The sequence below is a fragment of the Mesorhizobium sp. B1-1-7 genome, assembly GCF_006442705.1.
Taxonomy (GTDB): Bacteria; Pseudomonadota; Alphaproteobacteria; order Rhizobiales; family Rhizobiaceae; genus Mesorhizobium; species Mesorhizobium opportunistum.
Genome location: NZ_VFWQ01000014.1, coordinates 66,223 through 78,783 on the forward strand (window position 1 = coordinate 66,223; position 12,561 = coordinate 78,783).

Consider the following 12,561-nt stretch of genomic DNA (forward strand, 5'->3'; position numbering starts at 1 on the left):
ACTGGCGGCAGGGGTTCAGCCCCCTGCCCGTTCCATGCCGAGACGAGCGATGCGGCGCAGTTCGTCGATCGGGGTCAAGCCGCCGCTGCGCTCATAGTGCCAGAAGGTCCAGCCGTTGCAGGCGTCCAGCCCCTGCACTTCGGCGCCGATCTTGTGGATCGAGCCGGCACTGTCGCCGATCGCCACCGTGCCGTCGGCGCGCACCTTGGCCGCCCAGCGCTTCTTGGCGTCGTAGAGCGTCGCACCCGGAACCATCAGCCCGGTGTCAATCAGGCTGACGAAGGCGACGCGGGGCTCGGCGCGCTTGCCGGTCAGCACTGTCAGGTCGGCATCTTCCAGCGGCCGCACGGCGTCGATGCGCTCGTTGGCGGCATCGATATAGGCCTGCTCGCGCTCGATGCCGACGAAATGGCGGCCAAGACGCTTGGCCACGGCACCGGTCGTGCCGGAGCCGAAGAAGGGGTCGAGCACGATGTCGCCCGGCTTGGTCGAGGCCATCATGATGCGAGCCAGCAGCGCCTCCGGCTTCTGCGTCGGATGCAATTTGTCGCCATTTTCGTTCTTCAGCCGCTCGCCACCGGTGCAGATCGGGAACAGCCAGTCGGAACGCATCTGGATGTCGTCATTCGACGCCTTGAGCGCCTCGTAATTGAACGTATAGCCCTTGCCCTTCTGGTCGCGCGAGGCCCAGATCATGGTCTCATGCGCGTTCTGGAAGCGGCGGCCGCGAAAATTCGGCATCGGATTGGTCTTGCGCCAGACGACGTCGTTGAGGATCCAGAAGCCCAGGTCCTGCATCTTGGCGCCGACCCGGAAGATGTTGTGATAGGAGCCGATGACCCAGATCGTGCCATTCGGCTTCAGCACGCGGCGCGCCGCCAGCAGCCAGGCGCGGGTGAAGGCGTCGTAGGCCTCGAAGCTCTCGAACTGGTCCCAGTCGTCGTCGACCGCGTCGACCTTGGACTGGTCGGGGCGGTGCAGGTCGCCGTCGAGCTGCAGATTGTAGGGTGGATCGGCGAAGATGACGTCGATCGACTTCTCGGGCAGGCGGTCGAGGGCCGCGACGCAGTCGCCCTTGAGGATCGTGTCCAGCCATTCGGATTGCTGGGGAGCAAGCGAAAGCTCGTCGAGAAGACGCACTGCAGACATTTTTACACCCCAGGCACACGTTACTGTTTTTACTGTCTGTTATGGTTACCGATCAGCGTAAATATTCGGTGAAGGCCGACGCAACGACCTGCCGGGTTTGCGAAGGCGGTGCCATTGGTGTATGCCGCGCCGCCTGAGCCCGTAGCGGCCATCCCTCCATCCTCCTTGTCCCGGATCCTCATGCCCCAGCCAGATCTTGTCATCTTCGATTGCGACGGCGTGCTCGTCGATTCCGAAATCATCGCCGCGCGGGTCGAGGCCGAGCTGATAACCCTGGCCGGATACGAGGTCTCGGCCGAGGAAATCGCCGAGACCTATGCCGGCCTGACCTTCAAGGACATTTTGATGCGGATCGAGGAGAAGTCCAAAATCCCGTTCCAGGTGTCGCTGATCGATCGCGCCGAAGAACTGGTCGACCGGAAGCTGCGCAGCGACGTGCGTGCCATCGAAGGCGTGCGCGAGGCGGTTGCATCGGTCACGACGCAACGCTGCATCTGCTCCAATTCACGCTCGGAGCGAATAGAATTCATGCTGGAGAAGGTGCACCTGCTGCCGTTTTTCGCCGGCCGCATCTTCTCGGCGCTGGAAACGCCCACCGGCAAAACCAAGCCGGCTCCGGACGTCTTCCTGTTGGCGGCGGAGAAACTCAACGCCAAGCCGGCGAACACTTTCGTCATCGAGGATTCCGTGCACGGCGTCCATGGCGCCAGGGCCGCCGGCATGCGCGTGATCGGCTTCACCGGCGCCAGCCACAGCTACCCCGGCCATGCCGATGCGTTGACGGAAGCCGGCGCCGAGACAGTGATCCGTCGCTGGGCGGAACTGAAAAGCGTGATCGCCGCGCTGTCGGAGTGGTCGGCGGACGCCTGACAAGCGTCCAGCCCGATGCACGCGGGTCTAAAGGCCGCTCAGTTGGTCGCTGCCGCCCGCTTCCTGTGGGTCTTCTTCGGCTTGTCCGTCGTCGTCTTGGGCGCGGTTTCGTCATAACCGGCATAGGCCTGATAGTCCTGGGCGGTCGGCGCCGGCACCACCACATTGGAATCGGTGAAGACGAACTGGGTGGCGACCGAGGGATCGGTGACCTGGACCTGATATTGGTGAATCTGCGAGTAGAGCACGTCGGTGCCGTGCATCACCGCGGTGCGGATCGGCATGGTGATGGTTCCGGGCGAGAACTTCGGCCCCGGCACGATCTTGCCGGCGACCGCGATCTTCATCGTCAGCTGCCCGTCGGCACGGCTGCAATCGCGGGTCACGTCGGCGATCGACGCCTGATAGATGATCCTCGCCGAATCGTCCGGCGGCGTGGCCGCGGCGGCGTCGGCCGCAGCCTGGGCGGCAGCGTCGGCCTCGGCGTCGCCGGTCTTTTTGAGCTTCGGCTTGGGCTTCCGGGCTTCGTTGGCATAGGTGTTGAAGAAGGCGGTGCCATCGCGCACCGTCACTCTCGGACAATAGGCGTTCAACTGGCTGGCCAGAATCTTGGGATCCTGTGGCGGTGGCGGGGCGGTCGGATCCTTCTTGCCGAAACCGAGGTTGAGGATGCCATTGTCGCCCGATTGGCAACCGGCGGCGGCGAGCATAAAGCCGGTAAGCGCCAGACCCGCCACAAAGCGACCGCTAAATGTATGAAACGCCATGAAACTCCCACTTCCCTCTCGCAAAGCTGGTGACGTATATCAACGGCGCGGCAAAAATGCGACTGAGCCAGCGCAGAAATTAACCACCTTGTGGTGAACGCAAAGCCACACGGCAAACGGATCTGTGACATGCAATATGTGAGTACCCGTGGGGAAGCGCCCGCGCTTGGATTTTCCGACGCCGTGCTGGCGGGCCTGGCGCGCGATGGCGGGCTCTATGTGCCGCGCGAGTGGCCGCAGTTTTCGCCGTCCGAGATCCGCGCCATGCGCGGCCTTGCCTATCCCGACCTTGCGATCCGCGTGCTGTCGCCCTTCCTTGGCGGCGAAATCGCCGCACCCGTCTTCGAGCGCCTGGTGCGTGAAGCCTATGCCACCTTCCGCCACGAGGCCGTCTGCCCGCTGGTGCAGATCGCTCCCAACACCTTCGTCCTCGAACTCTTCCATGGCCCGACGCTGGCTTTCAAGGACGTGGCGATGCAGTTGCTCGCCCGGCTGATGGACCATGTGCTCGCCGAGCGCGACCAGCATGCCACCATCGTCGGCGCCACGTCGGGCGATACCGGCGGAGCGGCCATCGACGCTTTTGCCGGGCGCAGCCGCACCGACATCTTCATCCTCTTCCCGCATGGGCGCGTCTCGCCCGTGCAGCAGCGGCAGATGACGACATCGACCGCGCAGAACGTTCACGCGCTTGCCATCGAAGGCAATTTCGACGATTGCCAGGGCCTGCTCAAGGACATGTTCAACGATCACGGCTTTCGCGACCGGGTGGCGCTTTCAGGGGTCAACTCGATCAACTGGGCCCGCATCATGGCCCAGATCGTCTATTATTTCTCCTCGGCCTTGTCGCTCGGCGCGCCGGACAGGCCCGTATCCTTCACCGTGCCGACCGGCAATTTCGGCGATATCTTCGCCGGCTACGCGGCCAAGAAGATGGGCCTGCCGATCGAAAGGCTGGTCATCGCCACCAACGACAACGACATATTGGCCCGCACCTTCGAGACCGGCGAATACCGCACAAAGGGCGTCTTCGCGACCACCTCGCCGTCGATGGACATCCAGGTGTCGTCGAATTTCGAGCGCCTGCTGTTCGAGGCCTCCGGCCGCAATGCCTCGACCGTGCGGCGTTACATGGCGGGGCTCAAGCAGTCGGGTGCTTTCACCATCGAAACCCAGGAAATCACTGGGATGCGGACCGAATTCGACGCCGGCCGTGCCGATATGGACCAAGTCGCTGCCACCATCCGCTCGACGCTTGCGGCGAGCAATTACCTGCTCGATCCGCATACGGCGGCAGCGGTCCACGTCGCCGCAGGCAAGCCCGCCGGTGCCGTGCCGATGGTGGTGCTGGGTACGGCTCATCCGGCAAAGTTTCCAGCCGCGGTCAAGGCCGCCAGCGGTATCCACCCCGCCCTGCCCGCATGGCTAGGCGGGTTGATGAAAGCGGAGGAAAAATACACGGTACTTCCATCCGACCTGAAAATGGTGGAAGATTACGTCAGCCGCCGCGCGCGAGCGGCGCGTTAGGGAGTAAGAGCCATATGGGTGTTGAGGTAAGCCGTCTGTCGAACGGCCTGACAGTCGCCACCGAAACCCTTCCAAGTATCGAATCGGTTGCCCTTGGTGCCTGGGTCAAGTCCGGTGCGCGCAACGAGCGTGACGACGAGCATGGCATGGCCCATCTGCTCGAGCACATGGCGTTCAAGGGTACAAAGCGGCGAAGCGCTTTCGAAATAGCCTCGGAAATCGAGGACGTCGGCGGCGAGATCAACGCCGCCACGAGTGTCGAGACGACGTCCTACTATGCGAGGGTGTTGTCCGACGACGTGCCGCTAGCCGTCGATATCCTGTCCGACATCCTGCAGGAGTCCGAATTCGACCCGCAGGAACTCGAGCGCGAGCAGCACGTCATCCTGCAGGAGATCGGCGCCGCGCACGATACGCCCGACGATATCGTCTTCGACCGTTTCACCGAGACGGCCTTTCGCCACCAGACCATCGGCCGCTCGATCCTGGGCACGCCGGAGACCGTCAAATCCTTCACGTCCAAGCAGTTGCATGACTTCATCGAGCGCCAGTATGGCGCCGAGCGGATGGTGATCGTGGCTGCCGGCGACATCAAGCATGACAATTTCGTGCGCGAGGTCGAAAAGCAGCTCGGCGGCTTCCGCAGCAAGGCCGACAGCACCATTCCGCAATACGCGCAATATGTCGGCGGCGATTTCCGCGAGGATCGCGACCTGATGGACGCGCAGATCGTGCTGGGCTTCGAAGGCCGCGCCTACCATGTGCGCGACTTCTACGCCTCGCAGGTGCTGTCTATGATCCTTGGCGGCGGCATGTCATCGCGCCTGTTCCAGGAAGTCCGTGAGAAGCGCGGCCTGTGCTATTCGGTCTATGCCTTCCACTGGGGCTTTTCCGACACCGGCATCTTCGGCGTCCATGCCGCGACCGGGCAGAGCGACATCGCGGAGCTGGTGCCTGTCATCATCGACGAGCTGCAGAAGGCCGGCGAGAGCATCCTGCAGGAAGAACTCGACCGGGCGCGCGCCCAATATCGAGCCGGGCTGATCATGTCCGCCGAAAGCCCGGCCAGCCGTGCCTCGCAGATCGCGCGGCAACTGCTTCTGTTCGGCCGCCCGATCGCCAAGGAAGAGCTGATGGAGCGCCTGTCGGCGCTGACCATCGAACGTCTGACCGACCTGTCGTCGCGGATGTTCTCGACCAAGCCGACGCTTACCGCTGTCGGGCCTGTGGGTACGCTGGCACCATATGAGGCGATCCTCGATTCGCTTCCGGGTACGCAGACCACGGCCCGCAGGCTCGCCGTCTAAGCCCCCAAAGCGTCGTGTTCGCGCTCCCTTTCTTTCGCCGTGACCTGCCGGCACTGAAGGGCGAACGCGTGACGTTGCGCGTGCCGCTGACCAACGACTATCGCGAGTGGTCCGCAGTGCGCGGCGAAAGCCGCGCCTTCCTGGAACCGTGGGAGCCGCGCTGGACGCCCGATGAGCTCGATCGCACGGCATGGCGGCTGCGCATCAGCCGTTACCGCGAGGACTATGCACAAGGAACAGCGATCGCCTTCTTCATCTTCGAGAAGTCGAGTGGCAAGCTGGCGGGCGGAATCACGCTCGGCAACATTCGCCACGGTGTCTCGCAAAGCGGCCATATCGGCTACTGGATCGGCGAGCGCTTCGGCGGCCGCGGCCTGATGACCGACGCGGTCAAGGTGGTGGCCCGCTTCGCCTTCGATACGCTGAGGTTGCACCGGATCGAAGCGGCCTGTATCCCCGACAATATCCGGTCGATCCGCGTGCTTGAAAAAGCCGGATTCCGGCGCGAAGGACTTCTTCGATCCTATCTCAGGATCAATGGCATCTGGCAGGACCACTACCTCTACGCCCGGATCGCGGACGATCCGCCGGGCGCTGGAACGAAGGACTGATTTTGACGAATTTCCTGCGAAACGGGCCGCTGTTCGCCTTTATCATCGCGACGATCCTGACGCTGTGCGCGGCTTCGTCGGCCTTCGCCGTCGAGCCGATCAAGATTGCCCGCGACGACGTCGCGCTCGACCTTTCGGGCGCCGTCGAGATCTACCGCAACCAGGGCGAGAATTTCCAGGTGTCGACCGCGCCCGGGCCGGACGGCATCGTGCGGCGCATCGAGGTCGAGGCCAACGATGCACGCTCGACCGGCGACTGGGCGGTGTTCGCACTCGCCAACACCACCGACCAGCAGCTCGACCGGCTGATCGTCGCGCCGCATTTCAGGCTGGTGAATTCCGGCATCTTCTGGCCCGACCTCGGCTCGACCCGCATCGCTGCCATCACGCCCAGCGAAGGCTTCGCGCTGGACCGCCAGACCAGCCCGGATGCCGACGTGTTCCGGGTGACGCTTAACCCCGGCACGGTGATCACCTTCATCGCCGAACTCGCCTCGCCGAAGCTGCCGCAGGTCTATCTGTGGGATCCGGAATCCTACAAGGACTCGGTCAATTCCTACACGCTGTTTCGCGGCATCGTCATCGGCATTGCCGGCCTTCTGGCGCTGTTCCTGACCATCCTTTTCGTGGTCAAGGGAACCTCGATGTTCCCGGCGACCGCGGCACTCGCCTGGGCGGTGCTCGCCTATATCTGCGTCGATTTCGGTTTCCTCAACAAGATCATAGAGATATCGCCCGGCAACGAGCAGATGTGGCGAGCGGGAACGGAGGTGGCGCTCGCGGCGACCTTCGTGGTCTTCCTGTTCGCCTATCTCAACCTCAACCGATGGCACGGCCATTTCAGCTACGGCGCGCTGGTCTGGATCCTAGGACTTGTGCTGATCGCCGGTGTCGCCATCGTCGATCCGGCGGTTGCCGCCGGCATCGCCAGGATATCCTTCGCCGCCACGGCGCTCACCGGGCTCGGGCTGATCATCTTCCTCGGTATACGCGGTTATGACCGCGCCATCATGCTGGTGCCCAGTTGGGTCATGGTGCTGCTGTGGCTCTGTGGATCGTGGATGGCGATCACTGGCATGCTCGACAACGACATCGCCCAACCGGCGCTCGGCGGCGGCTTGATCCTGATCATCCTGTTGATCGGCTTCACCGTCATGCAGCACGCCTTTGCCGGCGGAGCGCTGCACCAGGGGCTGTTCTCCGACCTCGAGCGGCAGGCGCTGGCGGTGGCCGGATCGGGCGATACGGTGTGGGACTGGGACGTGCTGCGCGACCGCGTCGTCACCAAACCCGACGTCAGCATCCAGCTCGGCCTGGCCCCCAACAGCCTGGGGGGGGCGGCGCGCAACTGGCTGCCGGTGCTGCATGCCGACGACCGCGACACGTTCCGCACGACGCTCGACGTGGTGCTGGAGCACCGCCGCGGACGGGTGTCGCAAAACTTCCGTCTGCGCGGCGCCGACGGGCATTATCATTGGTTCGCCTTGCGCGCCCGCCCGGTCATCGGATCGGACGGCGAGGTCATCCGCTGCGTCGGCACCATGGTCGACGTCACCGAGCAGAAGAAATCCGAGGAAAGGCTGCTGCACGACGCCGTACACGACAATTTGACCGGCCTGCCGAACCGCGAACTGTTCATGAACCGGCTGGAGGCGATCATCTCGATCGCCCGCACCGAGGAGAAAGTCCGGCCGACCGTATTCGTCATCGACATCGACCGCTTCAAGCAGGTCAATGACGGGCTCGGCATCTCGGCCGGCGACACCATCCTGCTCACCATCGCGCGCCGGCTGCATCGGCTCTTGAAGCCGAAGGATTCGCTGTCGCGCTTCGCCGGCGATCAATTCGCCCTGATGCTGCTTTCCGAACAGGACCCTGCCCGCATCGCCGGCGTGGCCGATGCCATCAAGCATGCGATCAACAATCCGATCACCTTCGCCAAGCGCGAGATCGTGCTGACCGCCTCGATCGGCCTGATCACCTGGACCTCGGCGCAAACCTCGGCCGAGGACATGGTCAAGGACGCCGAGCTTGCCATGCATCAGGCCAAGCGTTTCGGCGGCGACAGGATCGAGCCGTTCCGCCCGGCTTTCCGCACCGTCGGTACCGACCGGCTGCAGTTCGAATCCGACCTGCGGCGCGCCATCGAGCGGCGCGAATTCACGCTTGCCTACCAGCCGATCGTACGGTTGGAAGACGGCAGCGTCGCCGGCTTCGAGGCTCTGCTACGCTGGAACCATCCGCGCCGCGGCATGATCCCGCCTGCCGATTTCATCCCGGTCGCCGAAAGCTGTGGGCTGATCGTCCAGCTTGGGCTGTTCGCCATGCAGCAGGCCGCCGAGGATCTCGCCGGGTGGCAAAAGCAGATCGGCGACGCGCCGCTGTCGGTCTCGGTCAACCTCTCCAGCCGCCAGCTCATCCGCCGCGATCTGGTCAGCGACGTCCGCTCCGTCATCGCACGAGCCAACCTGAAGCCGCGCTGCTTCCGGCTCGAACTCACCGAATCCCTGGTGATGGACAATCCGGAACAGACCGCCCACGTGCTGACGAAGCTGAAGCAGCTCGGCATCGGCCTGTCGCTGGACGATTTCGGCACCGGCTATTCCTCGCTCGCCTATCTGACGCGTTTCCCCTTCGACACCATCAAGATCGACAAGAGTTTTGTCGACGACAGCACACCCAAGCGCGCCGTGCTGCTCAAATCCATGGTCAACATGGCGCATGAGCTCGGCCTGTCGGTGGTGGCCGAGGGTATTTCGGACGAACGCGATGCGCTGGAACTGCGCCAGATGGGCTGCGAATATGTGCAGAGCTTCATGTTCGGCGCGCCGATGCCGGGCGACCAGGTGCTGAAGACGCTGAAGGAGCAATATCCGCTGACGCAAGCGTGATGGGGTTCAGACGCGTCGCGGCCGTCCCTTCGTGGTGCAGGATGACGAAGGTGGAGCGCGTCGGTCGGCCTGATGGGTCAGGCGTGTCCAGCGGCGAGGCTGAGATGGGCGAGATCGATGCCGATCGAGGCGAGGATGCGATCGTATTTGCGCTCGATGTCGGCGTCGAACAGAAGTTCGGGACTGGCCGGGCAGGTCAGCCAGCCATTCTCGGCGATCTCGGTTTCCAGCTGGCCGGCGCCCCAGCCGGAATAGCCCAGCGCCATCAGCGCGCGGCGAGGCCCGCGACCGGACGAAATGGCGCGCAATATGTCGACGGTCGCAGTCAGGCAGATGTCATCGGAAACGGACAGCGACGATTCCACCCGGTAGTCGCCGGAATGCAGAACGAAACCCCGGCTGCGATCGACTGGCCCGCCATTGCGCACGACGAAATCGCGCGCCTGCGCGGGCAAGCGGATCGCCTCCTGCTCGTTCATGATGCCGAGCTGCACCAACAGGTCCGGAAACAGCATCTGCTGGGTCTGGTTGATGATCAGGCCCATCGCGCCTTCATCGCTGTGCGCGCAAACATAGATGACCGAGCGCGTGAAACGGTCGTCCTTCATGCCGGGCATGGCAATCAGGAACTGATCGTCGAGAAAGCCGCGCCCAGCGGCTGTCTTCTTGTGGCGCAACAAATCCATGACGGCGAGGGTAACGCGTTTCCCCGGCGCCGAAAAGATGCGCAGCGGTGGATTCGACCAAAGCCATGCCGCCAGGCCGGCATGGTTTGTCCGCAAGGGTCACGCAAATATGATATCGGCAAGGCCATGAAATCATTGCACCGCCACGAACGGACGATCAAATCACCGCCATGCAAAGCTTGAAAATCCTGTTGCTCGGCGCCGCCATCGCATCGGCAAGCATCGTTCCCGCCATAGCCTCCTCGTCGGCATGGTACAGCAGCGAAGGCGGCAAGGTGCGGCTGGTGACATCAGGCAAGCCGGACGATGCCGGCCGCATCCAGGGCGTTCTCGACATTGCGCTCAAGCCGGGCTGGAAGACCTACTGGCGTGATCCCGGCGACGCGGGCGTGCCGCCGCAACTCGATGTTTCCGCCAGCACCAACATCACGGATGCCAAGCTGTCCTTTCCGGCGCCGCAGCGTCATGACGATGGTTATGGCAAATGGGCAGGTTACGACTATCCGGTGTCGCTGCCGGTGGTGTTCACGCTGTCGGCGGTGAAGGATCAGGCCGTCATCGACGCCGACGTCTTTCTCGGCATCTGCGAAACGATCTGCATCCCCGTGCAGACGCGGCTGACCGTCGACCCCGCTTCCGACCCGGACAATGCCGAGGATGCGGCACTGGTGAAGGCGAGCTTCGCGGCGTTGCCCGCACCGGCAAGGTCCGATTTCGGCATCAATGTCCTGCCGGGCGATCATGAGACGCTGGTTGTCGAGGCGAGTTTTCCAGGCGATCCGGAGGCAGCGGATTTCTTCGTCGCCGGCGAGCGGGACTACATGTTCGGGCCCCCTTCGCGCAGCGAAAAGGATGGCAAGCTGATCTTCACCATGCCGATCCTCGACCGCCCTTCGACGACACCAACCGATGGCGGGCTTCACTACACACTGACGAGTTCAGCGGGCGCGGTCGAAGGGCTTCTGCCTTTCCCGTGATGTCCTGCCTCGAGAGTTGCAGGAAGCCGCCGAGTTCGCTACGCAGGCACGCATCCTTCCCATTCCCAAGCGAGGAACTCATGACCATTTCCGTTGGCGACAAGCTGCCTGAGGCGACCTTCAAGACGATGACCGCCGACGGCGCCAAGGCGATCACGTCAGCCGAGATTTTCTCCGGCAAGAAGGTCGTGCTGTTCGGTGTTCCCGGCGCCTTCACGCCGACCTGCAGCAACAACCACCTGCCCGGCTATATCGAGAACCACGACGCCATCCTGGCGCGCGGCGTCGACACCATCGCCGTCGTCTCGGTCAACGACGTCCACGTCATGGGCGCCTGGGCGCGCTTCACCGGCGGCGAGGGCAAGATCCTGTTCCTTGCCGACGGCAATGGCGATTTCGCCAAGGCGGTCGGCCTCGATAACGACCTTTCCGCAGGCGGCATGGGCCTGCGTTCTAAGCGGTTTTCGATGATCATCGACGACGGCAAGGTCACAGCGATCAATGTCGAGACCAAGCCCGGCGTCGACGAGTCCGGTGCGGCTCATATTCTCGGACAGCTCTGAGCTCAACGATGGCGGCGGGCGGGCGAGGCCACAGCGACCGCTCTCGCCCGACGATCGAGTTTGTGGTCCAGAAGTGACAATTCGGGGGGATTCCAACGATGTTTGACGTCTTCTGGCGCGCTGTCGCGATCGGCATCGGCGCCACGGTGCTGATGGATATCTGGGCCTTCTTCCTCCACACCGCATTCGGCCAGCCGCGGCCGAATTGGGGGCCTGTCGGCCGCTGGGTCTGGCACTTGCGCGACAAGGTCTTCCATGACGATATCGGCGATGCCGCGCCCTACGCGAATGAAGTGGCGCTGGGCTGGGCGTTTCATTATTTCGTCGGCATCGTCTACGGCATCATCCTGGTCGTGGTGGCAGGAGCCGCCTGGCTTGCGGCGCCGACCTTCCTGCCGGCTTTCATCCTGGGCATCGTCACCGTCGGCGCCGGCTGGTTCCTGCTGGCGCCTGGGATGGGTGCCGGATGGGCGGCGTCGAAGCGGCCCAACCCGATGCAGATCCGGGCACTCAACCTGGTGTCGCACATCGTGTTCGCGATTGGGCTTTGGGGCACTGCGCTGCTGATCCGCTAGAGAACTAGAACAGACGGTTCAGATCCCGCCGCCCATCCACCACACGAACGATTTCAACCCACTCAACAGGGCCATCGTCGGTGTCCGGTACCGTTTCGTAGAGCAGTACAAACGGCGACTCCACCAGCATTCGTGCGGAAGGCCTGATATCCAGTCGCCTGACACCCATGCGCGGCTGGTCTGCCACCTGTAAGGCCCTCGCTTCCAACTGATCGTAGTAGCGGTCGGCCGCCCGTATGTTTTCGCTGCCTATCATCACGTAGATGTCGATGAGATCCGCCTTGGCTGTGGGTGACAGACAAGCCTAACGGCCATTCGGCGGGACTTCCGTCAGCTTTTGCCGAGCTTCCTTTCGCAACGCGTCGAAATCCACGGGCTCCGGTCTCCCGCTTGCTTTGCCTTCATCCCAGAGCTGCCTCAGCCGGCGGATATCGTCATGCCGCAGTTCGCGCTTGGCCAGCCAATCCCGCACCGCTTCGCGCACAATCTCGCTTGCGGTGGCATACTCGCCCGCTTCCACCGCCTCTCGCATCACTGCGGCCTGTTGCGGGGTCACGGCCACGCTCATTTTTTCCACGTTTGCCATGTTGCTTCCTATTGCTCGATGGTAGGAAATATTACTCCTATCCACACCCTTG

General features: G+C 63.4%; 13 protein-coding genes. 8 read left to right on the forward strand and 5 right to left on the reverse strand.

Translation table 11 applies throughout. The features are described 5' to 3' along the window. Positions 1-15 precede the first annotated feature (15 nt). On the reverse strand, positions 16-1,149 hold the full coding sequence (locus tag FJ978_RS23415; protein WP_140574335.1) for a site-specific DNA-methyltransferase: 1,134 nt from the start codon (positions 1,147-1,149) through the stop codon (positions 16-18). 180 nt (positions 1,150-1,329) lie between these two features. Here FJ978_RS23415 and FJ978_RS23420 point away from each other — a divergent pair, with 180 nt between their 5' ends. After that, positions 1,330-2,019, forward strand: coding sequence for an HAD family phosphatase (locus FJ978_RS23420; protein ID WP_013896636.1), 690 nt, complete (start codon positions 1,330-1,332; stop codon positions 2,017-2,019). A 38-nt stretch (positions 2,020-2,057) separates the two neighbouring features. Here the strand turns inward: FJ978_RS23420 and FJ978_RS23425 are convergent, their stop codons facing one another. Continuing rightward, positions 2,058-2,786, reverse strand: a complete 729-nt coding sequence (locus tag FJ978_RS23425) for a hypothetical protein (protein ID WP_140574337.1) — start codon at positions 2,784-2,786, stop codon at positions 2,058-2,060. 129 nt (positions 2,787-2,915) lie between these two features. Between FJ978_RS23425 and thrC the strand changes: the two genes are divergently transcribed. From thrC to FJ978_RS23445, 4 genes are read left to right on the forward strand one after another with little or no spacing between them, the layout of a single operon-like run. Continuing rightward, positions 2,916-4,313 (forward strand): threonine synthase, encoded by a 1,398-nt coding sequence (thrC, locus tag FJ978_RS23430; protein ID WP_140574339.1) that lies wholly within the window; start codon positions 2,916-2,918, stop codon positions 4,311-4,313. Between the two features lie 14 nt (positions 4,314-4,327). Then, the gene (locus FJ978_RS23435; RefSeq protein ID WP_013896639.1) at positions 4,328-5,620 is read left to right on the forward strand and encodes a pitrilysin family protein; all 1,293 of its coding nucleotides are present in this window, start codon (positions 4,328-4,330) and stop codon (positions 5,618-5,620) included. Positions 5,621-5,634: 14 nt separating this feature from the next. After that, a complete protein-coding gene (locus FJ978_RS23440) occupies positions 5,635-6,231 on the forward strand; it encodes a GNAT family protein (protein WP_013896640.1) in 597 nt (198 codons plus the stop codon). Positions 6,232-6,233: 2 nt separating this feature from the next. Continuing rightward, entirely contained in the window at positions 6,234-9,122 is a 2,889-nt protein-coding gene (locus FJ978_RS23445) for an EAL domain-containing protein (RefSeq protein WP_140574341.1), read from the forward strand. 77 nt (positions 9,123-9,199) lie between these two features. Here the strand turns inward: FJ978_RS23445 and FJ978_RS23450 are convergent, their stop codons facing one another. Further along, positions 9,200-9,808: a YqgE/AlgH family protein gene (locus FJ978_RS23450; RefSeq protein ID WP_013896642.1), complete on the reverse strand. Its 609-nt coding sequence runs from the start codon at positions 9,806-9,808 to the stop codon at positions 9,200-9,202. Between the two features lie 170 nt (positions 9,809-9,978). Between FJ978_RS23450 and FJ978_RS23455 the strand changes: the two genes are divergently transcribed. From FJ978_RS23455 to FJ978_RS23465, 3 genes are all read left to right on the forward strand, one after another. Beyond that, the gene (locus FJ978_RS23455; RefSeq protein ID WP_140574343.1) at positions 9,979-10,785 is read left to right on the forward strand and encodes a protein-disulfide reductase DsbD domain-containing protein; all 807 of its coding nucleotides are present in this window, start codon (positions 9,979-9,981) and stop codon (positions 10,783-10,785) included. Positions 10,786-10,865: 80 nt separating this feature from the next. Next, positions 10,866-11,348: a peroxiredoxin gene (locus FJ978_RS23460; protein WP_140574345.1), complete on the forward strand. Its 483-nt coding sequence runs from the start codon at positions 10,866-10,868 to the stop codon at positions 11,346-11,348. Positions 11,349-11,446: 98 nt separating this feature from the next. Then, positions 11,447-11,923 carry a DUF2938 domain-containing protein gene (locus FJ978_RS23465; protein ID WP_140574347.1) on the forward strand — a complete coding sequence of 159 codons (477 nt, stop codon included), beginning with the start codon at positions 11,447-11,449 and terminating at the stop codon, positions 11,921-11,923. A 4-nt stretch (positions 11,924-11,927) separates the two neighbouring features. Here FJ978_RS23465 and FJ978_RS23470 read toward each other — a convergent pair whose 3' ends face one another. Both FJ978_RS23470 and FJ978_RS23475 read right to left on the reverse strand, forming a co-directional pair. After that, positions 11,928-12,179, reverse strand: coding sequence for a type II toxin-antitoxin system RelE/ParE family toxin (locus FJ978_RS23470; RefSeq protein WP_140574349.1), 252 nt, complete (start codon positions 12,177-12,179; stop codon positions 11,928-11,930). A 48-nt stretch (positions 12,180-12,227) separates the two neighbouring features. Next, entirely contained in the window at positions 12,228-12,509 is a 282-nt protein-coding gene (locus FJ978_RS23475) for a type II toxin-antitoxin system ParD family antitoxin (RefSeq protein ID WP_013896647.1), read from the reverse strand. Positions 12,510-12,561 lie beyond the last annotated feature (52 nt).

Excerpts from the sequence above, each read along its gene's own strand:
- FJ978_RS23460 (WP_140574345.1), top strand. The coding sequence starts at position 10,866 with ATGACCATTTCCGTTGGCGACAAGCTGCCTGAGGCGACCTTCAAGACG.
- FJ978_RS23475 (WP_013896647.1), bottom strand. The coding sequence starts at position 12,509 with ATGGCAAACGTGGAAAAAATGAGCGTGGCCGTGACCCCGCAACAGGCC.
- FJ978_RS23420 (WP_013896636.1), top strand. The coding sequence starts at position 1,330 with ATGCCCCAGCCAGATCTTGTCATCTTCGATTGCGACGGCGTGCTCGTC.
- FJ978_RS23450 (WP_013896642.1), bottom strand. The coding sequence starts at position 9,808 with ATGGATTTGTTGCGCCACAAGAAGACAGCCGCTGGGCGCGGCTTTCTC.
- FJ978_RS23435 (WP_013896639.1), top strand. The coding sequence starts at position 4,328 with ATGGGTGTTGAGGTAAGCCGTCTGTCGAACGGCCTGACAGTCGCCACC.
- FJ978_RS23425 (WP_140574337.1), bottom strand. The coding sequence starts at position 2,786 with ATGGCGTTTCATACATTTAGCGGTCGCTTTGTGGCGGGTCTGGCGCTT.
- FJ978_RS23470 (WP_140574349.1), bottom strand. The coding sequence starts at position 12,179 with ATGATAGGCAGCGAAAACATACGGGCGGCCGACCGCTACTACGATCAG.
- FJ978_RS23415 (WP_140574335.1), bottom strand. The coding sequence starts at position 1,149 with ATGTCTGCAGTGCGTCTTCTCGACGAGCTTTCGCTTGCTCCCCAGCAA.
- FJ978_RS23465 (WP_140574347.1), top strand. The coding sequence starts at position 11,447 with ATGTTTGACGTCTTCTGGCGCGCTGTCGCGATCGGCATCGGCGCCACG.
- FJ978_RS23455 (WP_140574343.1), top strand. The coding sequence starts at position 9,979 with ATGCAAAGCTTGAAAATCCTGTTGCTCGGCGCCGCCATCGCATCGGCA.
- thrC (WP_140574339.1), top strand. The coding sequence starts at position 2,916 with ATGCAATATGTGAGTACCCGTGGGGAAGCGCCCGCGCTTGGATTTTCC.